An 18,038-nucleotide genomic window follows, 5' to 3' on the forward strand; every position below is an offset into this window, starting at 1 on the left:
TTCACCACTCCACGATGCACACACCGGCCCCGCCGGCTGCGCCATTCTGCCAATAACCCGCCGCCCGACCGCCACAACCACCCGCCCCATACCCCAGTGCAGTACCACTGGCGTGATAACTGGCATGCATGGCCGGTGCCAGGATATTGCCACCACCCACCGCGCCCAGCGTTTGCGCAGTACTCACATCCCCATCCGCCCCCCGTTCGGCAAATGGCCCACCACCCGCCGCCCCCCCATAACTGTGCGAAGGCTGGCATGCACCGCCAGCACCACCAGCAGCCGATAGTAGCGCTCCAAAGCTGCTGACCCCACCAGGCATACCATTACTGTTCGTGTAGTTCCCCCCACTGGCAGAACCTATTCCCTCCTGCCCGCCAGTACCGACTGTGACCGTGATGCGCTGACCCGGCACAACATCCAGAAACTCGCGGTACTTGACCTGGCCGGCACCACCACCAGCTGGCAAATAAGGGGTACCCATGATGGCACCCGCGCCACCGCCACCGCCGCCAGCAAGCGTGACGCAAACTCGGTGCACGCCCGCTGGGACAACAAACTGGCCTGTTGCCGTAATGTGCTGCACCTGTCCGCGCAGGGCATCAGTGATGCCATAGCCACTGACGGTGCTTGGCCGCTGTAGCGCCCCCCAGGCCAGCTGCTTGATGGCCGCCTCCAGCTGGTTGATTTCGTCTGGATCAGCTTCAACCCCGGCAGCTTCCAGAACAGATAACAGCTCGGCCTGCACATTACGGGTAGCGCTTTGCAATGCGTTTAGCCACAAAGCCGAAACGATTGTCCCCGGCTCACCCGTGGCCGGGTTACCGTCATGGAACATCCCGTCGGCTGTAGCAACGGGGGGCATTTTGTGCTGCATGGTTAAACCTCCTGATAAGCGAAATAAACAAAGGTGTGTGCGGGCTTCAGGTCCTTGAACAGCGCCTCCACCAGCACATCCCCAAACACAGTCAACCGCTCGCCTGCAGCAGACTGACCCACACGAAAACGGAACGCTTGGCTGCTAGCGCCATGCACGATGACCTGCCAGACCCACACAATGTCGGGCACCCATACGATGTCACCAGCACGGCCGGTACCTGCCCGTAGCGGCTGCGGCTCGCGGATGGTGATGCGGTAGCCCATCCCCTCGGCCAGCCGGGTGAAGTACGGAATGGACAGGCCGCCGGTTTCGGCCAGCTTGGCCAGTACAGCCTGCAGGCGCTGCTGGTAGCCGGCGTCGGCCGGCGGGGTGATATCGCAAACCCGCTCCCAGTCCGGCAACAACTGCTCGGGAAAATACGGAGTCACCGCCGCCGTTACCCTGTTGGCGCTGTGCTGGGCGGTGTCCAGCGCCTGGCCTTCGGCTGCCAGCTCGCCGGCCAGCGTCGGCGCGCTGGGCGTGTAGCTCACCGGCGGCAGCAGCAGGGCCAGCAGGTTGGCGTGGCTCATGGCATCAAGCCCAGGGTGACACTACCCAGGCGCACCCATTCCACCTTGCTGGCGTCCACCACTGGCACCACGTTGGCAGCTGGCAGCGACACGCTGCGGTCCACCACACCAGGCACCGCCGACACCAAGGCTTCGATGCGGCTTTTGATGGCAGGCTCGCCCGGCGCCAAGCTGGCAAAGTAGCCGGTAATGGCGGCCTGGATCAGCGGGGTAGCCACCGCCAGCGTGGTACCGGCCAGCTGCACCTGCGCGCTAACGTTGGCCGGTTTCTCGGTGGGTGCCAGCACCAGGGCGTTCTTGGCCGTGACCGGCCGCACGTCGTCGATATACGCCTGTACCGCCGCCACGGTGGCCGGCGACGGCAAGCCGCCGGCCGAGGTCACTACCACGTCTACCGTGCCCAGGCCACGACGCAGCGGGTACACGTAGGCAGCCGACACGCCCGGCACCTCCAGCGCCCAGCGGCGGTAGTCGTAACGGTTGCCACCGGCCGGCGGGCGGCGGATCAGCTCCAGCAGGCGCGCCAGCAGCTCGGCGTCGCTCTCTGCCTCCACGCCACCGCTCATGCTGGCCAGCAGCGCCTGGCTGCTGACGCCTGCCGGTGCGGCCATCAGCGTGGCCTGGCTGCCGGCTGGCAGGTTGGCCGCCGTACCGGCTACGTTGGCCGCAATGGCCACCGTGGCCCCCCCGGCCGCATCCAGCACCGCGCTGGCGCTGGTGGTGTAGCCCTGGCTGCCGGCCTTTACCGCCAGGCCAGCCGGTACCGCGCTACCAGGTACACCGTTTAACTGCAGCAGGCCGCTTGCGGCCACCGCCGGCTTGGGCTGCAAGCCGCGCAGGCGGGCGTGCAGCAGCAGGTAGTCGCGGTCGGCGGTGTCGGGGAAGATCTGGCGCACCATCCACGCCTGGTGCTGGTACAGGCCTTCCACCGCGCTGGCCACGCTGCTGGCGCGCAGGTAGAAGTCGCTGTCCGGGCCGGTGTCGGCATCGGGCAGCAGGTTCACCAGGTCGCGCAGCATGGTGTCGCGGAGGGTGGCGAAGGCAGGAATGGCGAACGGCATCAGGCCACCTTCACCGGGTGCTGGAAGGTCTGGGTGCGGCCACTGGCGTCCAGCACCTCGATGTGCAAGGCCAGGCGGCCGGGCTGGCGCTCGGTGGTCACGGCAATGCGCTTGGCGCGGCCGTCATCCAGTAGCGGCGCCAGCGCCTGCTCGGCGTACTGACGCGCCAGCACCGCCACCCTGGCCACGTCTTTCAGCCGCTGCAGCTCGTGCAGGCGGCTGCCCAGCGTCGGGTCTTGCCAGTAGCTGCCTAGCGGCGTGACCAGGCGCAGGTACACCGCGTTAGCCAGCGTGTCGGTGCGGCTGCCGCTGTAGTCGGCCGATTGGGGGGAGATGAAAGCGTCCATGCCCTGCAGTGTGCAGGGCATGGCATGGGGATGATGCTTGATGGACTTCAGTTACTTATTGCATGATCATAATCAGGATGGTGCTGCAGGAGGTGTCCTTGTAGCGATTCTTTCTGAAAATCATGGAGGAAAAATGGCTGAAATTGTCCCCAACCCATTCAATTCACACTATTGGTATCTTGTTCGCATAGCAATACCAAACTGTACTGCAGATTTTTTTCCAGCACTTAAACGGCGCGCTGAGGGGCATCAGAAAAGCCAATCGGAAGAAGAGCTAATCAGATATTTCGTCAATGCGGCAGAAGCCCTGAACAATTCTCTAGATTATTTCTATTGGGAGCATTTCGATAAAGACAAGCATGTGAGCGATGATAAGTTCTTTAAGAGTGCACGGAAGCAGTACCCAGAATTAGCCACCTTAGCTGACATTGCGAATGCATACAAACATGCCCAGCGCAATGGTAAGAAGGCTACAAACCCATCACTCGCAAAGGCTTCCCAGCTAGTAAATCCCGGCTGGTTTGAGGCTTATGCCAATGAGTACGGCCTACAGGGAAAGCTGCACAACCCTTCTGTCAAGGCAGAGTGGATCCAGTCGCTAACCGAAGCATACCAATTTTGGATGCAGTTTGTTAATGAAAGCCCTGAGGCTAAACAGATCAAAGAATCTTTTCTTAAGATGATGCTCAAAGAGCAACCGAGCAAGCCGTCAAACAAAGTCTAGCCGGTGTAGTCGACAGATTGGAGAAGGATAAGGGCAGCCATGCGCTGCTGGGCGCAGCGCATGGCGTGGGGGGGGGATTAGCTGATGGGGTTCAGTGGGGTGAATTTATTAGCAAGCTGCTCTTCCAGATGAGTCACTAAAGCAGTTACGTCCTTAATCAGGGCCAAAAGTGCTTCTGATCTGACAACGACATCCTGGCCTTCTTTATTAACTCCGTTGCGATGAACAATATCATTGCGAATAGCAACTGCTTCTCTCAAAGGATCGATATCAGCAAAATCGACGTCTAATGTATCTTTAAACATTGCTTTGACAGCAAAGAGTCGGTGCCATACGAAGTCAAGAAGCTCTTTTCTAACTTCTTCACGCAAATTATCCACCTTGATGAAAATGTCACGGAGACCAACCTTCTCATCTTTGTACTTCGGATAGGTAGACACGAACTTCTTGAAACTGTCGTGATGAGAAAAGACAAGTTGCATAAAGCGTTCACATAGATATGCCTCAAGCGCACCAATCACATTAGCATAAAGCATTTGCCTGTATTTATTAGAAAGACTTTCAGTAAAGCTCACTGATTCAAGTTGGAGAACATCTTCTAGATGTTCCTTAAGCTTAGCTTCTGCCTTTGAATAGTGAAGATCTTCTACAGAAAGATAATCCTCGTAATCAGCATTGTGATCATAAATCGGCGTCCAGTCTGTACATGTCTTTTCAAGCTCACTTACCAACTCTTCAATGTCTTCTTCTGAGGCAACTCCGCCAAAGTGATGCTGAAGTTCCTCGTCTGCATTACAAGGGCCACCAAAAATCCATTGGTAACCGCCTTCTGCCGTAATGTAGGGCAAGCTATTAGCAGGATCTTCAAAATTTGAAAGAAACCAGTTGCGCATATCATCAATAGTCGGCGTATTCTCCCGAACGCCGCGAGAGGACGTGCCGTCCTGATCAAAGAGGTCTCCCATTCACCGCTCCTGCAAAAAAATGACAAAGTCACTATACGCAGAACACTGCATGCAGGGCAACTACTGGACACCACCCAGTACCCCCTGGTGCCCCAGGAAGCTCTTGCCACCCGCCACCACATCACCGTCGGTGCTGTAGCTGCCACCGGTCTGCTGCACATCGCCGCTGAAGGTCGCGCCGCTGCCGCCCTGGATGGCCAAGCCGCCGTTGCCGGATAGCTGCTGTTGCACGGAGACCGCGCCGGTAAAGTGGGCCTGCGGGCTGTCGAACTGCATGCTTTCGGTGGCGGTCAGCGTAAAGCGTTTGGTGGTGCCGTCGATCTGGCCGTCTTTAAACACGAAGGTATCGCCAAAAGCGTTAAAGATGGCGGTCTCGCCTGGCTGCAGCTCCTTGACGCGGTACTGGCCGTTTTCGGTGGCGATGATGATGCCGTGGCTGGTGCGGCCACCTAGCGGCAGCACCACGATGGCGGTACCGGCCGGCGGCCGGCTAGTAAAGCCGAACTGCTGGAACAGCTCCAGATCCTGCAGCGGCTCCCCGGCCAGGCCTTCGCCCTGGATAAGCTGGCTGCCGGCACCTTCGCCGCTACGCTGCAGCACGCCACGAAACGCCTGGCGGATGCCGGACAGGGCGCGGCGGATGCGCTTGTCGATATCGCTGATCATGCTTAGTCCACGTCGATGGCGTCCAGGCCATCGTCCTTCTTCTTGCGCTTGGTGCGCTTTTTGTCACGCTTGTCCGGGTGGGCGTCCAGCACCCATACGCCGTCTTCTTTCAGCGTCAGCGTGGTGCGGCTGCCCTGGCCTTCGCCGCCTTGCAGCTTGCGCGCCATCAGAAAGAACACCCCGTCGATGCCGTGCGGCTCGCTGACCACGTGCACACGCTGGCCGGGCTGCCACAGCACGCCGTCGCTGGTGCGGTGGCCTTTTACCACTGCCGTCAGCGTCATGCCCTGCAGGCGGCTATCGGACAGCAGCTTGCGCGCCCTGGCGCGGGTGTCGGCCAGGCTGTCGGCGTCGCCGTCCTGCACGATGCGCGGGCGGTACACCGCGCAGCCGGGGTCGCGTACCGCCGACTTCAAGGCGTGGCGGCCGGCTTCCGCGTGGGTGCCGTGCGCCTGGCCCAGCACGGTGATGTCCGAATAGCGGCCGGCCATGCTGCGGCGGCGCTGCAGGCTTTGCACATTGTTGCCCTTGCCGTTTCGACGCAGTACCAGGCTGGCGACCGGTGGCGCGCTGTAGTCCGGGCCGCCCACCACCAGCGTGCCGTCCGGGTCGAACCACGGCCACAGGCCGTTAGCCTCGGCGGCGCGGGCCAGCACGTCCCAGGCGGTATCGCCCGGCTCGATGCTGACCTTGTCGCGGGCGCGGCCGGCCTGGCTACTGGCGATGCGTACCCGGCTGATGCCCAGCGGCTTCACCACACTGGCCACCACCTCGGCCAGCGTGGCCTGGCGGGCGGTAAACACCGGGGCGCTGCAGTCCACCAGCACCGCCGCATGGTCGCGGCCAGCCAGCGCCAGGGTGTGGCTGGTCTTGCTGACCAGCTCGTCGATATCGTCGATGCGGCCGGTTAGCACCACGTCGCGGCCAACCATCAGCACCACCTCGGCCCCTTCCACTACGCCGGCCGGCAGCTGGCCATCGGGCAGGCCCAGCTGCAGCTGCCAGGCGTCGGCGGCCTGCAGCAGATCGCTGTCGATGTCGTAGTGCTGCCACTTGCTGTGTGCCTTGCCACCTATCAGCAGCGTGACGTCATTATGCTGCGTAGCCATTCAGCACCTCGCCGGCCGGGATGAAGTTGGGGTGCACCAGCTGCGGGTTCAGCCTGGCTAGCTCGCTGGCGCGGGTGTAGTCGCCGTACCAGCGGAACGCCAGCAGGTGCAGGTTGGCCGCAGCGTCTACCCGGCGCTGGATCAATGGCGGGCGCAGCGTCAGCACGCTGGCGGTGGCGGCCTGTACCGCGTAGGCGGTGCTTTTTAACGCCTCGGTCACCGGGCGGGCGGTTTCTATATCAAAAGCAGCGCGATGACTGTCGATGGCTTGCTGCAGCGCACCACGCACGTCGCCTGCCAGCGTTTCCAGCTGCGACGGGGTGAGCGTGGGCTGCTCGACCTCGGCCGCCAGTACGTCGGCCGCCACCTGGGCCAGCGTGGTGGCAGCGGCCGCCTGCAGTAGTGCGGTGACTGCCTGCAGGTCGGCCGGGGCAATGGCCACCGGCGTGGTGGTGGTCGCGCTGTCGGCCGTACTGTTGCCAACCTGGCCAGGCTGGCCGGCAAACAGGCTGCCCGGCTGCACATTGCCGCTGGCTACGCGACCGGGCAGCTGCACCACGGTACCCAGCTGGCCAGTCAGGCTTTTCCAATCAGACATGATCACGCCGACGTCGAAGCCGCGCAGGTCGGCCATGCCGGATAGCAGGCCCACCACGTCGGCGGCAAAGGCACGCGGGTAGTCGATCAGTTCCAGCCCGGCGCTGATATAGCCCTGCACCTGGCTGCGCAGGCCGCCCAGCGTACTGGTCAGCACACTGCGCAGTGCATTGATTCGGTCAAACTGGCCGGCCGCCTTAGCTGCCGCCGTGGCCTTGGCGAAGGCGTCGGTAGCGGCCACCATGCCAGCCGCTGCCGGCAGCTTCACCTGGGCAGCCTGCTGCGCAGGCAGCTGGCGGCTGAAGAACGGCTGGCTGGTGGTGTGCTCGGCAAACTGCAGCGCCACGCGGCAGCTGTCTACCTCGTCGGCGCTGTGCTCTACCTGGTAGTCCAACAGCTGCGCCTGCTGGATGCTGCCGTATACCGGGTGCACCAGCTCGCCAGCACCGGGCTGGTCCAGCACCGCCAAGAACGCCTGCAGGCGGGTGTCGTAGTCGTCGCCAAAGAACACCGCCTGCAGGGTGAACTGCCGCGGCTTGCGGCCCAGGTCTTCCAGGTCTGCACCGTCCTGGTACGGGTATTCGTGCTGGGCGATATCGCGCCTGGCACCGTCCTGGGTGGCTTGGCAGTCGAACACCACGCCCCGAAAGCTGGCGTCCAGCAAGTTGTCTTTCCAGGCCATCAGTTCCTCCTCGCAGTGAGCGTGTTTTGCTGGTTGACGGTGGCCACCAGGTCATTGCCCTGGATGCGGAAATCGCCCTTTACCTGCAGCTGTACCTGCACGGGCTGGTTAGCCGCCTGTTGCATCTTCAGGGCTGCTGCATCCAGCTTGTTACCGGCGCTGACGGCGCTTTGCACCAGGCCAAGCTGCGGGATGGGGGCTGCGCTTGTCGGGGCATTGCGCTTTATCGGTGACGTGGTGGCCAGGGCTTTCTCGTCCTGCCCGCCATGGGTGATGTCGTACAGCCAGGTACCCAGCGTGCGCTCCTTGCCGCCATTGGTGGCGGTCAACACCCCCGTGATACCTGTATTGATTGCGGTGCCAGTCGCGTAACCCGCCACACCGGCCAGGGCAACGCTGCCTCCGGTTTTGAGTGCGCTACCCATACCGGCCAGACGACCGGCTCCTGGCAGCCCTGCCGCACCGCCTTTGCCCATCATCAGCATGGGGAGTGCTGCCGCGCCGGCCGCTGCTGCCAAAGCGCTGATGGCCGTCGTCGCCCCCACCAGCGCGGTGGATAAGCCCGGATACTCTTTGGCGTAGTCCACCAGCTTGAGCTTGGTATCGCCCACGGTTTCGGACAGGCCTTTCAGTGCGTCAAACTGTGCCTCGGCAAACGCGTTGCTGGCCTGCTGCCCCTTGTAGGCCGCACTCTCATTGATCAGCGCAAAATTGGTATCCGATGCCTGGCCGGGCTTGGCAGCCATAATCTTGCGTTCGTTCTCCGCCTGCTGCTGGCGGTTGTTCAGGTAGGCCAGCACGCCCATCAGCTCTTGCTGGTCGGACGAAATCTTGCCCACCACCGCGCCCTGCAGGATCTGGGCCATGCTGGCCAGCGTGGCTTTCTGTTCCTCGCCAGTGGTGGTTTCCAGCCGCGCCTGCAGCTTGCGGTAGGCCGTGTTCTGGTTCAGCAGGCCATTGATGGTGTCGCCAAACACGTCTACAGCGTCCTTACCGCTCTTGGCACCATCAATCAGCTGCTGCCGCCAGTTGACGCCCACCTTTTTAAAATCGCCGGCGGTTTCGCTGGCGTTCAGCTTGGCCAGAAAATTGACCACGTTGTTACCGGCCTGGTCTTTGCTGCCAGCGGCCACCACCGCGCTCTGGTTCAGCGCCACCAGCTTGGCCAGCCCCTTGTCACCGCTCATGCCGGCCATGGAGGCGTTGGCCATCTGTTGTGGCAGCCACTTGGCCATGTCTTTCATCTCGAAGCCGCCCAGCTGGCCGCCCAGCAGCGCCATTTCCAGCGCCCGCGCCGGGTCCTGGATGTTGAAGGTCTTGCGTGCCTTCAGCGCGATATCTACCAGCTCGTTGGGGTTGGCGTTACCGGCCGTGGCGTACTTCATCACCACCGGCAGCATGTCGAATGCGGCTTTGCGGCCGGCGTCGCCTTCGCCCAGGCTACCGCTGGCTATCATGTTGTCTAGTGCCTCGGCCGCTGCGTCGCGGTTGCCACCAGAATGGCGGATGACGTTGCGCATCTCGTCCATGCCAGCTCGGCGGCCAGCCAAGTCGCGGTCGGCATAGGCCGTGTTGGTCATATTGCGCAGGCGCAGGTCGTAGTCTTCGATACTGGCCAGCGGGCGGTTCAGCACATAGGCCGCTGCTGCCACACCGCCACCGATAGCGGCAGTGCCACGGCCAACCTTGCCGAGGCGGCTTTCCTGCTCGGCCACGCCTTGCAGCTCGCGGCGCAGCCCTGCCACCTTGTCGCGCATGGCCTGAAAAGCACGGGCCTGCCCGGATGCCGTCAGCTGGCCGGTGCGCAGCAGGCGGCTATAGGCCGCCTCGGTCTGCCGGATCTCGCGCTGTATGGTCTGCTCGGCACGCATGCCCAGCTGCTGGCGGGCGGCGTGCATGCGCTGGCTTTCACGCGACAGGCCCACCACGGCGCGTTCGGCTACGTTGGCGTCGGTGGCCATCTTTGCCAGTGCGCTGGCACCCGCTTTACCGGCCTGGCCAATAGCCTGCCCGGCAGCACCGGCTTGCCGGTCTATCTGTTGCAGCGCACGCAGCAGCGGGCGGCTGGCTTCGTCCCTGGCACGCAGTACCAGGGCGGCTTCCAGTTGTCGGCTCATTCGCGTTGACCTTTCTTCTTGCGCTGGCTCTTGATGCGGCGGCTGGTGCCGTCAGACGTGCCAGACGTAGTTTGGGCAGGCTGCGTGTTGCCATACAGTCTGCCCAGGGCGTCCAGATATGCTTCCAGCTCGACGGCGTTCAGCTCGCGGGCGTGCTGCTCGCTGATGCCGTGTTTGCCAAGGGCGAGGATGGCAAGCCGGAGTCCGGCAAGCTGTCGCTCGGCCGTTTGCGCTTTTTTTTAAGCTCGTCACGGGCGGCGGCCAGGGTATCGAAGTCTTCGTCCACCATGCTTTCCAGCAGGGCAAAGTCGATGGCCTCGGCCGGGATGTCGCCCAGCCTCACCAGGCAGCTGGCCAGCATGGCGGTGTTCAGGCGCAGCATGCTGCCGCTGCCGTGCGTTTCCAGCGCCTGGATGTTGTCGGCCACGGTGGGCAGGCGCAGGGCAAAGTCGTAGTGCAGCTGGCCGCTGTCGGCCGGGTACTCCACGCCGTACTGCAGGCTGCCGGTTTCGGTACGTATCATCGTTTACTCCTTGCCTTTGCTCAGTGCGGCCATCTTGATGTCGCGGCGCGCTTCGTTGTCCACGCTGTATTTCTCGCCGGTTTCCAGCGTGAAGCAGTCGCGGTAGCTTTCGCGCTTGCCGCCCGCGCTGGCCGGGTAGATCACCAGCTTGGCACCTTCGATGGCGTCCCAGTCGATGTCACCGGTGAGCGGGATGACCACGGTGATGGACAGCTCGTATTCGGCAATGCCTTTGGCGAAGCCTTTGGCACGGCCGGTCTTGTTCATGGTTTTCACCAGCTTGCGGCCGGTTTTGGTGGTGACGTTGAGGTCGACGACTTCTACTTCCTTGCCGTCTACCTCCAGCACGATGGCACCGGCGTATTCTTCCAACATGGTTGGCTCCTTTTATGGCTGCTTGGCCAGCTGGCTGCACAGGGCATAGCCCATCAGCGGCCACAGTTTGGCGATGGCGTTGGCGCGGGCAATCTGGCGGCCGTCTTCTGGCTTGAATTGCTGTGCGCTGGCGCAGGCGCTCTCGCCGGTGACGATGAAGCCATTGCGCAGCTGCAGCACGCAGAAGGTCAGCAGCTGGGTTCTGGCCAGAAACCAGCCCCCCTCCGGGCACACGTGCACGCTATTGCCGTGCTGCATGGCGTCGCTGGCAATGAAGTAATGCTCGCTGAGGATGCCGGCCTCGATATCTGCCAGCGTGATGCACGGCGCAGGCGAGGTGCTGCCCTGCAACGGTGCCGGGCTCACGCTGGCATCGGCGTATTTTTCCAACATGGCGGGTTCTCCTGGTACGGGGTGGCACGGCCACCCCTTGGGCTTACAGCAACAGGTCGATGCGGCCGGCAATCACGTGCAGGCCGTTGACCACGTCGCACGGAATCTTCAGGTTCAGGCGGTTCACGTCCTGGCTGTCGCGCTCGGCCAGCAGGCCGTCCTTGTTGGCCTCTACCGCTTCCACGATCTCCAGCTCTTCCAGCTTCACCAGCACGTCCAGCGCCTCGCTGCGTACTTTGGCCGGTGTGCGCTCGGATAGCTTTTCACGCGGGAAGCGCAGCGAAATGCGCTCACGCACTGCCTTGCGCACGTAATCCAGCGTGCGGATGGTGGTGACGTCCAGCAGCGATACGTCGGCCACACCTTGCGGGTCTTTGGTATAGGTGGTGAGGGCGCGCACGATCTGCACTTTGTCACCGGGGCCGACTTCCAGCGGCGTCAGGCCGTTGGCCAGCGCGTTTTCCTGCTCGGTACGCATGGGCTGCGCGGTGATCGCCGTTACGTCCAGGCCGGCCAGCGGCAAGGTATTCAGCGGGCGGGCCGGGTCTTCCTCGCTGGCCAGTACGGCGGCGTAGGCAGCGGCAATCTCGCAGGGCAGGCACAAGCTGCCACGGTGCCAGGCACCACTGATGCGGCCGCTGTTGATCTGGCCGGCCAGCGTGGTGCCGGTGGCCAGCGTACCGGGCCAGCCAAACGCGCCAACAGCACCACGCTGTTCCAGCGGGCCGGACACAAAGTCCAGGTGCGTGCGCAGCGCGGTCAGGTGCGCCTGGGTAGACAGCGGCGCAGCGATAATGTGATGACCGGCACCAGCCACCGCCGCCAGCGCACTGGCGTAGTCGGGGTCGACTGCCCCGCCCACCATGGCGTTGACCAGGTGGGTAATACCGCCGGCGCTGCACCAGGTGGATACCGGAATGGCGTTGCCCTGCGCGCCCTTGTGCCGGGCGGTGAGGACCACCGAATGGCCGGAACTGGTGATTTGTGACGGCACGTTAAACGGCAGGCTGGACGACGACAGCGGCACAGCTGTGGCCAGCACCGGCAGGTCCTGCGCGTTCAGCAACGTGGTGAGCTGGATGGCGATGTCGCTGGCCAGCATGCCGGCGCTGATGCCCAGGCTGACGCTGTTATTGCCTACCGCCACCTGGATCTGGCCGCTGGACGTGGCCGTGCCGGCCAGCAGGACGCCGCCCACGGCTGCCACGCTGCCCGGCGCATCCTCTACCGCCAGCAGGGTGAGCTGCAGATAAGGGTTGGCCGTAATGGCCGCACGGGCCATGCGGTGGGCGTAGGAACCACGGCCAAACAGCTGGGCTGCCTGCTCGTCGCTGAATACGTCCACCGGCATCAGGGCCGGCTGGCTGCCGCTGGCCAGCTTTTGTGCCAGGCACAGCAAGCGCTGCGGGTTGCCCGGCAGCGTGCGCACCGCCAGCCTGGTGTTGAACTCGAAGTATTTGCCCGGCTTGCGAATGCTGGACGGGATGCCATCAAAGGCGATATTGGCGCTGGCCATCAGGCGGCTCCTTTGGTTTTGGCGGGGCTTTTGGCCTGCTCTGCCGTGACGTCCCGCAGGTCACCATCGGCAATCATGCGCAGGTAATAGGCGCTGGGCTGCACGTCCTGCGCGGCCTGGTCGGTGATGTACTCACGCGGCTGCTCTTCCTTGGGCACCTGCAGCCCCTTGGCGGCAATGACTTTCATGCTTCACTCCTGTCGATGAGGTCCTGGGCGTCGGGCTGGCCGTCGTCCGGGGCGAGGTGGTAAGTAAGGCCGGTACGCAGCCAGGCCGGTGCCGGGTTTTGCAGCTGGCCGCCAAACTGGCCAAAGATGGCGTCCGGGCTATCGGGTGTGGTGACTTCGGGCCAATGGCCGCATGGCAGGATGTCTTCCACCCAGCTGGTGGCAAACTCGCAGGCAAATACGCTGAAGGCGTCATCGTTCAGGCGGGTGTTGTACAAAGTGCGTACCTTGCCCGCCTGCAGCGGCGATATCGCCAGCGCCATGTCCTGGCCAGACAGCAGGCGGCGCACGGCTTTCACCAGCTGGTTGCTGCCCACCTGGCCTGGCAGGCTGCCACCCTGGCGCCCGGCCTGTTGCACCAGGTTGCGCTCGCCCACCATCACCACAAACTGCGCGCCAACCTTTTGCTGGCTGCGGCTGGTGCTGGCCTGCCGCGTGTCATTAATGCCGCCAAAGGTGACCCATACCGCCGGGAAGGCGCGGATGACGCGGGCCAGATCGTCGTCCAGCTCGCCGCTGTAGCTGTCTACCTGGCGCACCATGCGGCCCAGGCCAGCCTGCAGGCGGGTGATGATGGCGCGCTCCACGGCGGTAATCATCAGTACGCCCCCGAGGCGCGGCTGAACACGCTGCCGGCCGACAACAGCTGCACGCTGTTGTCCGAGGTGGCGGCCACCTCGCCGGACGGCATGCCGCCCAGGCTGACCTTGCCGCTGGCCACGTGCTCCAGAAAGCGCACCGCGTCGCGGTAGCGGTCGCGGATGTCGTCGCTGACCAGGGTGCTGCTACCGCACAGACGGTAACGGGCAATGTCGCAGGTGTAGCCGGTGAGGATGCGCGGTGCCGGGGCTAGCGGCAGCGGGTAGCGACCGGCCAGAAAGCCGTCCACCTCTGCCGCCGCGTCGGCCAGCGCGATGGCCAGCACGCTGTCGTCCGCCTGGCCGCTGCGGCTGCGGTCGGTCAGCATCACCACTTCGTTCAGGCCGAAGCGGGCTTCCATGTCGGTGCGGGTGGCGTACATGGTCAGCCCTCCGCATCCAGCCGGATGGCCTGCACGACCAGCATCGGCTCCTGGCAGAGCTGCGCCAGCTGCTGCTGGCTGAGTTCTGCCAACGGCAGCGTGGTGGCGCTGCGGGTAAACACGAAGCCGGCGCGGCGGAAGGTGTCGCACTTGGCCACCACCTGGATGGCGTCGGGGCTAAAGCTGCCAGCCACCGTATCGCCACCGTCAGTGGTTAGCAGTACCGGGTCGGCAGCTGGCGGCTGACCCTGCTGCACCGCGCTGTCAGCCGTGGTTTGCGGTGCACCGGCAGTGCCGTCTTTCTTGCTTTTGCTTTCAGGCATGATGACGCTCCCTTATGCCACGCTACCGTCAGAGCCGTAGGCCAGCTGCCAGAAGCCGTAGCCACCGGCGGCGCGGGCCTCGGCACCGAACTGGTACTTTTTGCGGCTGAACACGTTGTCGGCCTGCGGGTCGGTCTGCTCTACAAACACCGGCTTTTTGCGCTCCTGGTAAATGAACGGTTTAACCGGCTTGGTGGTATCCAGCAGGAACCAGGCGTCGTCCGAGGTCAGCCACGGTGCCACCACCACCTTGGCGGTGTTCTTGTACGGGTTGGCCTTGCCGTCTTCCAGGCGGTCTACCGTCATCAGCGCGTTGGCTTCGTCTTCCAGCGCGGGCGGCACCAGCAAGATGTTGGGGGTGATGTTCAGTGGGCGGCCTTCGTCGTCCTTGAACTTCTTCATGGTGGTGCGCCCTGCGCCATAGCTGGCTTTGGCTGCTGCCAGGCTGGCCGCCGACAGCTTCTTGCTGCCCTTGTTGGATACCGATTGGCCATTGACCGGGTGGTCGGTGTCGAAGAAGTACTGGCCGTCGTAGCACGGCGTGCTGAACGCCTTGTTGACCAGGTCGAACACGATTTCATCCGGCAGCTGCTTGGCAGAAAAGCCGGCCATCTGCGCCTGCGGCGCGTAGATGCCCAGGTTGTCGTCTTCGATGTCGTTACGGTCTACCTCGACCGTGGCTTCCCAGTCGTCGTTGGTGATGCTGTAGCCGGATGCCGACAGCGCCTTGACGGCCTTGTCGCCTATCCATTTCTGCATGCGAGGAAAGCCGGACAGCCACTTGTAGTCGTTGGAGCGTGCCGTGGACGGCACCACCATGGCTACGTCCTGCCACTGGTTGGGTGCCGCATCGAAAGCATTGTTGAAGGTGGTCTTCAGGTTGACGAAGATCGCCTTGAGGGTGGAGGCATTCACGATCATGGTGGTTTCCTTAGATGACCCACACGCCGTCGGTGTCCACACCGACCACCAGGCCAGCGGGCGAACGGGTGTTGGTGCCGTGGGTACGGGCAACGGTCTGGTTGTCGACGATGTAGCAAGGGCGGCCCAGGCTGGCCTGGGTCACCGGGTCGCCGGCGTCGTTCAGCCACTTGAAGGCACGGCCGCGCTGTACCAGCACGGTGGCGGCACCATCGGCACCGGCACTGTTGTCGATGCTGATATCTGCCATGCCCAGGTAAGCCAGCGTGGCAGCGGTGATGCCCGGGGCGGCAAACCCGCTGGCGTTGGCCACCACCAGCGTGCCGGCCGGGATCTTCACGCCGGCCGCCACCGGCACGGCCAGCAGCTGGCCGTCCTTGTGCGGTGTATTACGGTCTTGGTTGGTTGCAGCCATGGGTTTACTCCTTGAAAGCGGCAGCCACGGCAGCCGGGTCGTTACCGAACATGTGGCATACCGCCAGCGTGGTGTCGTCCAGCGCGGCAGTGTTGGCGGCTACCGGTGCCTGGCCGCCGGTCTGGGTGCCACTGAGCGCGGCGATTTTGGGGGCGGTGTCCAGATAGCCCTGCAGCGCCGGCAGGTTGCCCTGGCCCAGCTCACGCGCCCATTGCTCCTGTGCCGGCAGCAGGCGGCCGTCGGACAGCGCAGCCACCACCAGCTCGTCTACCTGGCGGCCGGCCAGCTGGCCGCTCAGGGCGGCGACCTGGTTCTGCAGCTCGCGCATGGTGTCTACCGACACAAAGCGTGCCGGGTCTGCCTGGTTGGCCGACAGTGCAGCAATGCGTTGCTGCTGCTCTGCCAGCATGGCCGGCAGGTTGACGCTGGCAGCGGCCGTGCCCTGGCCGGCAGACAGCTTCTCTACCAGCTTGGTCAGCTGGGCCTTGATGTCGTCGACGGTGGCACCGACGGGCAGGTTGAGCAGCCAGCGCAGCTGCTCGGCAAGTTCTTCCATGTTGTTGTCCTCCTTGGACGGGGTGGCGGCGGGAAACAGGCGCGACAAGGCTGCCACCCCGATGTCGGGTAGCTCGTCCAGCGCGGGGTTGTTGGTGAGGGCGACATGCAGCAGGCCGGTAACGCGGCCCTGGCTGTCGTAGGTAAAAACCGGGGACAGGTAGCGGTATTCCTTGGCCACGATCATCGCGGCGGCGGCGGCGGTCCACTCCACATCGGTGGCGTACAGGCCGTCGGGCCGCCATTCCAGCGAGCCAAACCAGCCGCTCGCCGGTGCCGGCTTGCCGTTGTCAGCGGCACGCAGCGTCTGGTGCTCGTAGTCGATCACGTAACGGGTAGCACGCCGGCTGGCCTCGGCCACCAGCGGTGCGGCCAACGCGGCCGTCAGCGTCCAGTGGCTGCAGCTGGCATCCGCGACGTTGCCTGGGCGGCCGTCGCGGGCGCTGAAGTTGCCGGCGGGCAGCAGCTTCAGCGTGCGCGGTGCCTGGCCGTCAGCGGTGCTGATCAGCGCGAGGTCTACCGTCAGGGCGGCGATGTGGGAGGTTTGATGTGCCATGCCCCGCATTGTGCGGGGCATGGTGAGGGGGGATTAGCTGATGGGGTTCAGTGGGTTACACGAGATAACAGTGAGGAAACGTACGAAAGGAATGAGAACGCTTTAAGGCTGTTTTCTTTGGTTGCATAGCTACAATCGTGCCCATGCAAAACCATATTTCTATTTAATCCACCCTTCCACTTTTTCCCAGGTAGCACAATTGGCAGCTCGCTTGAGAGTGGGGACCATAAAATCCTGTCCACAATTGACCTACCTGATTCAGATTCACCAATTTTATTTACATTAGGCCTGTAGCCTTCTCTCTTTGAATTCTTGAAATTAGAAAACAATTCATGGTCCACATCATGAGCTACGCCATCAGCCTGGATTAGAAAAATAGGCACTGAGAGTTCATAATCTCCATTTTTATGGGCTCGCACCGCTGATTGTATAAATTCCGCACGATGTGAATGTCTTTTCATTAAAACGTGCGACAGATCTAAAATTGACTCTTCGTACACACTTTCAAAGGCAGCGCCAACATAAGATACGATATCCATCGACTGATCATGCCTAGCTAGAAGCGATGATATCTTAGAGAGCCGAGATCTAAGATCTAAACTCACAAACCAAGACAAATCCGATAAAATATTGAATAAATCAGAGATATTTGGCCTGCCAAAGATAAAGTTAAAAAAGTTAGCAACAGCTGCCTCCGCATTTACTTCGCAATCCCCATACAATCCATCTGAGCGGATAGATTTATTATAAAATTCCTTCCATTCATGATATGCAGCGTCTCTTTCAGCCAGCCTTTTTACAGGTTCGGCTAGGTCTGCTACCCTGCCAAATGAGGATATTGCATTGGCATGAAACATCTCTGACGGCAGGCCATATCTCCCGTTTGACATCCCACCTGATAGCTCTGTTGCTGCTGATAAACCCGGTGGTTGTGCAAAACCTTCCAGCGCCAATCCATACCTACTCTTAAGAGCCTCAAGTGCGGATGCAACACCAGCAGATGGTTTCAACGCATCCAAGGCCAACCCATACTGCACTGACCTCATTGCCTTGGAAGCCTCAAGTGCCACCGCGAGATCCTTACTCCTAAAGGCCTCAAGTGCGGATGCAATACCAGCTGATGGTTTCAACGCATCCAAGGCCAACCCATACTGCACTGACCTCATTGCCTTGGAAGCCTCAAGTGCCGCCGCGAGATCCTTACTCCTAAAAGCCTCAAGTGCGGATGCAACACCAGCAGATGGTTTCAACGTATCCAAGGCCAGCCCATACTGCACTGACCTTATTGCCTTGGAAGCCTCAAGTGCCGCCGCGAGATCCTTACTCCTAAAAGCCTCAAGTGCGGATGCAATACCAGCTGACCCATACTGCACTGACCTCATTGCCTTGGAAGCCTCAAGTGCCGTCGCGAGATCCTTACTCCTAAAAGCCTCAAGTGCGGATGCAATACCAGCTGACCCATACTGCACTGACCTCATTGCCTTGGAAGCCTCAAG

General features: G+C 62.4%; 22 protein-coding genes. 1 reads left to right on the forward strand and 21 read right to left on the reverse strand.

The window, feature by feature from the left end; translation table 11 throughout:
* Position 1: 1 nt before the first annotated feature.
* The 4 genes from FLQ44_RS21000 to FLQ44_RS21015 are packed head-to-tail and all read right to left on the reverse strand — an operon-like array spanning position 2 to position 2,857.
* Positions 2-877, reverse strand: a complete 876-nt coding sequence (locus FLQ44_RS21000) for a glycine-rich domain-containing protein (RefSeq protein ID WP_147695926.1) — start codon at positions 875-877, stop codon at positions 2-4.
* Between the two features lie 2 nt (positions 878-879).
* Positions 880-1,449, reverse strand: coding sequence for a YmfQ family protein (locus FLQ44_RS21005; protein ID WP_147695927.1), 570 nt, complete (start codon positions 1,447-1,449; stop codon positions 880-882).
* Positions 1,446-2,510, reverse strand: coding sequence for a baseplate J/gp47 family protein (locus FLQ44_RS21010; protein WP_147695928.1), 1,065 nt, complete (start codon positions 2,508-2,510; stop codon positions 1,446-1,448). The genes FLQ44_RS21005 and FLQ44_RS21010 overlap by 4 nt, the downstream gene beginning before the upstream one ends.
* A complete protein-coding gene (locus tag FLQ44_RS21015) occupies positions 2,510-2,857 on the reverse strand; it encodes a phage GP46 family protein (RefSeq protein ID WP_147695950.1) in 348 nt (115 codons plus the stop codon). The genes FLQ44_RS21010 and FLQ44_RS21015 overlap by 1 nt, the downstream gene beginning before the upstream one ends.
* 40 nt (positions 2,858-2,897) lie before the next feature.
* Here FLQ44_RS21015 and FLQ44_RS21020 point away from each other — a divergent pair, with 40 nt between their 5' ends.
* A complete protein-coding gene (locus FLQ44_RS21020) occupies positions 2,898-3,581 on the forward strand; it encodes a hypothetical protein (protein WP_147695929.1) in 684 nt (227 codons plus the stop codon).
* A gap of 77 nt (positions 3,582-3,658) precedes the next feature.
* On the opposite strand, the gene FLQ44_RS21025 is transcribed toward FLQ44_RS21020, so the two are convergent.
* From FLQ44_RS21025 to FLQ44_RS23875, 17 genes are all read right to left on the reverse strand, one after another.
* Positions 3,659-4,546 (reverse strand): HEPN domain-containing protein, encoded by an 888-nt coding sequence (locus FLQ44_RS21025; protein ID WP_147695930.1) that lies wholly within the window; start codon positions 4,544-4,546, stop codon positions 3,659-3,661.
* Between the two features lie 60 nt (positions 4,547-4,606).
* On the reverse strand, positions 4,607-5,212 hold the full coding sequence (locus FLQ44_RS21030; protein WP_147695931.1) for a phage baseplate assembly protein V: 606 nt from the start codon (positions 5,210-5,212) through the stop codon (positions 4,607-4,609).
* A gap of 2 nt (positions 5,213-5,214) precedes the next feature.
* Positions 5,215-6,321 carry a phage baseplate assembly protein gene (locus FLQ44_RS21035; protein WP_147695932.1) on the reverse strand — a complete coding sequence of 369 codons (1,107 nt, stop codon included), beginning with the start codon at positions 6,319-6,321 and terminating at the stop codon, positions 5,215-5,217.
* Positions 6,305-7,600, reverse strand: coding sequence for a DNA circularization protein (locus FLQ44_RS21040; RefSeq protein ID WP_147695933.1), 1,296 nt, complete (start codon positions 7,598-7,600; stop codon positions 6,305-6,307). Before FLQ44_RS21040 ends, FLQ44_RS21035 begins: the two co-directional genes overlap by 17 nt.
* Positions 7,600-9,717 (reverse strand): phage tail tape measure protein, encoded by a 2,118-nt coding sequence (locus FLQ44_RS21045; protein WP_147695934.1) that lies wholly within the window; start codon positions 9,715-9,717, stop codon positions 7,600-7,602. Before FLQ44_RS21045 ends, FLQ44_RS21040 begins: the two co-directional genes overlap by 1 nt.
* A 139-nt stretch (positions 9,718-9,856) precedes the next feature.
* Positions 9,857-10,240, reverse strand: coding sequence for a hypothetical protein (locus tag FLQ44_RS21050; protein WP_147695935.1), 384 nt, complete (start codon positions 10,238-10,240; stop codon positions 9,857-9,859).
* Between the two features lie 3 nt (positions 10,241-10,243).
* The gene (locus FLQ44_RS21055; protein ID WP_147695936.1) at positions 10,244-10,615 is read right to left on the reverse strand and encodes a phage tail protein; all 372 of its coding nucleotides are present in this window, start codon (positions 10,613-10,615) and stop codon (positions 10,244-10,246) included.
* Between the two features lie 12 nt (positions 10,616-10,627).
* Positions 10,628-11,008, reverse strand: a complete 381-nt coding sequence (locus tag FLQ44_RS21060; RefSeq protein WP_147695937.1) for a Gp49 family protein — start codon at positions 11,006-11,008, stop codon at positions 10,628-10,630.
* A 43-nt stretch (positions 11,009-11,051) separates the two neighbouring features.
* Complete coding sequence (locus tag FLQ44_RS21065; protein WP_147695938.1) at positions 11,052-12,524, reverse strand: phage tail sheath subtilisin-like domain-containing protein; 1,473 nt, start codon at positions 12,522-12,524, stop codon at positions 11,052-11,054.
* Positions 12,524-12,712, reverse strand: a complete 189-nt coding sequence (locus tag FLQ44_RS21070) for a DUF2635 domain-containing protein (protein WP_147695939.1) — start codon at positions 12,710-12,712, stop codon at positions 12,524-12,526. The genes FLQ44_RS21065 and FLQ44_RS21070 overlap by 1 nt, the downstream gene beginning before the upstream one ends.
* Positions 12,709-13,350, reverse strand: coding sequence for a DUF1834 family protein (locus FLQ44_RS21075; protein ID WP_206209034.1), 642 nt, complete (start codon positions 13,348-13,350; stop codon positions 12,709-12,711). The genes FLQ44_RS21070 and FLQ44_RS21075 overlap by 4 nt, the downstream gene beginning before the upstream one ends.
* Positions 13,350-13,772, reverse strand: coding sequence for a gp436 family protein (locus tag FLQ44_RS21080; RefSeq protein WP_147695941.1), 423 nt, complete (start codon positions 13,770-13,772; stop codon positions 13,350-13,352). Before FLQ44_RS21080 ends, FLQ44_RS21075 begins: the two co-directional genes overlap by 1 nt.
* 2 nt (positions 13,773-13,774) lie before the next feature.
* Positions 13,775-14,095, reverse strand: a complete 321-nt coding sequence (locus FLQ44_RS21085) for an HI1506-related protein (RefSeq protein ID WP_147695942.1) — start codon at positions 14,093-14,095, stop codon at positions 13,775-13,777.
* 12 nt (positions 14,096-14,107) lie between these two features.
* Positions 14,108-15,016 (reverse strand): Mu-like prophage major head subunit gpT family protein, encoded by a 909-nt coding sequence (locus FLQ44_RS21090; RefSeq protein ID WP_147695943.1) that lies wholly within the window; start codon positions 15,014-15,016, stop codon positions 14,108-14,110.
* Positions 15,017-15,026: 10 nt separating this feature from the next.
* Positions 15,027-15,431 carry a hypothetical protein gene (locus tag FLQ44_RS21095; RefSeq protein WP_147695944.1) on the reverse strand — a complete coding sequence of 135 codons (405 nt, stop codon included), beginning with the start codon at positions 15,429-15,431 and terminating at the stop codon, positions 15,027-15,029.
* Between the two features lie 4 nt (positions 15,432-15,435).
* Entirely contained in the window at positions 15,436-16,542 is a 1,107-nt protein-coding gene (locus tag FLQ44_RS21100) for a phage protease (RefSeq protein WP_147695945.1), read from the reverse strand.
* Between the two features lie 47 nt (positions 16,543-16,589).
* Positions 16,590-18,038 (reverse strand): hypothetical protein (locus tag FLQ44_RS23875; protein ID WP_170253051.1); only part of this gene is annotated, 1,449 nt, incomplete at its 5' end.

The organism is Vogesella mureinivorans (genome assembly GCF_007644035.1).
GTDB classification, from domain to species: domain Bacteria; phylum Pseudomonadota; class Gammaproteobacteria; order Burkholderiales; family Chromobacteriaceae; genus Vogesella; species Vogesella mureinivorans.

Bases quoted from the DNA above. Each gene is read 5' to 3' on its own strand.
- FLQ44_RS21070 (WP_147695939.1), bottom strand. From the start codon at position 12,712: ATGAAAGTCATTGCCGCCAAGGGGCTGCAGGTGCCCAAGGAAGAGCAG.
- FLQ44_RS21010 (WP_147695928.1), bottom strand. From the start codon at position 2,510: ATGCCGTTCGCCATTCCTGCCTTCGCCACCCTCCGCGACACCATGCTG.
- FLQ44_RS21000 (WP_147695926.1), bottom strand. From the start codon at position 877: ATGCAGCACAAAATGCCCCCCGTTGCTACAGCCGACGGGATGTTCCAT.
- FLQ44_RS21040 (WP_147695933.1), bottom strand. From the start codon at position 7,600: ATGGCCTGGAAAGACAACTTGCTGGACGCCAGCTTTCGGGGCGTGGTG.
- FLQ44_RS21020 (WP_147695929.1), top strand. From the start codon at position 2,898: ATGGACTTCAGTTACTTATTGCATGATCATAATCAGGATGGTGCTGCA.
- FLQ44_RS21050 (WP_147695935.1), bottom strand. From the start codon at position 10,240: ATGATACGTACCGAAACCGGCAGCCTGCAGTACGGCGTGGAGTACCCG.
- FLQ44_RS21095 (WP_147695944.1), bottom strand. From the start codon at position 15,431: ATGGCTGCAACCAACCAAGACCGTAATACACCGCACAAGGACGGCCAG.
- FLQ44_RS21005 (WP_147695927.1), bottom strand. From the start codon at position 1,449: ATGAGCCACGCCAACCTGCTGGCCCTGCTGCTGCCGCCGGTGAGCTAC.
- FLQ44_RS21030 (WP_147695931.1), bottom strand. From the start codon at position 5,212: ATGATCAGCGATATCGACAAGCGCATCCGCCGCGCCCTGTCCGGCATC.
- FLQ44_RS21100 (WP_147695945.1), bottom strand. From the start codon at position 16,542: ATGGCACATCAAACCTCCCACATCGCCGCCCTGACGGTAGACCTCGCG.
- FLQ44_RS21015 (WP_147695950.1), bottom strand. From the start codon at position 2,857: ATGGACGCTTTCATCTCCCCCCAATCGGCCGACTACAGCGGCAGCCGC.
- FLQ44_RS21090 (WP_147695943.1), bottom strand. From the start codon at position 15,016: ATGATCGTGAATGCCTCCACCCTCAAGGCGATCTTCGTCAACCTGAAG.
- FLQ44_RS21085 (WP_147695942.1), bottom strand. From the start codon at position 14,095: ATGCCTGAAAGCAAAAGCAAGAAAGACGGCACTGCCGGTGCACCGCAA.
- FLQ44_RS21080 (WP_147695941.1), bottom strand. From the start codon at position 13,772: ATGTACGCCACCCGCACCGACATGGAAGCCCGCTTCGGCCTGAACGAA.
- FLQ44_RS21045 (WP_147695934.1), bottom strand. From the start codon at position 9,717: ATGAGCCGACAACTGGAAGCCGCCCTGGTACTGCGTGCCAGGGACGAA.
- FLQ44_RS21075 (WP_206209034.1), bottom strand. From the start codon at position 13,350: ATGATTACCGCCGTGGAGCGCGCCATCATCACCCGCCTGCAGGCTGGC.
- FLQ44_RS21035 (WP_147695932.1), bottom strand. From the start codon at position 6,321: ATGGCTACGCAGCATAATGACGTCACGCTGCTGATAGGTGGCAAGGCA.
- FLQ44_RS21060 (WP_147695937.1), bottom strand. From the start codon at position 11,008: ATGTTGGAAAAATACGCCGATGCCAGCGTGAGCCCGGCACCGTTGCAG.
- FLQ44_RS21025 (WP_147695930.1), bottom strand. From the start codon at position 4,546: ATGGGAGACCTCTTTGATCAGGACGGCACGTCCTCTCGCGGCGTTCGG.
- FLQ44_RS21055 (WP_147695936.1), bottom strand. From the start codon at position 10,615: ATGTTGGAAGAATACGCCGGTGCCATCGTGCTGGAGGTAGACGGCAAG.
- FLQ44_RS21065 (WP_147695938.1), bottom strand. From the start codon at position 12,524: ATGGCCAGCGCCAATATCGCCTTTGATGGCATCCCGTCCAGCATTCGC.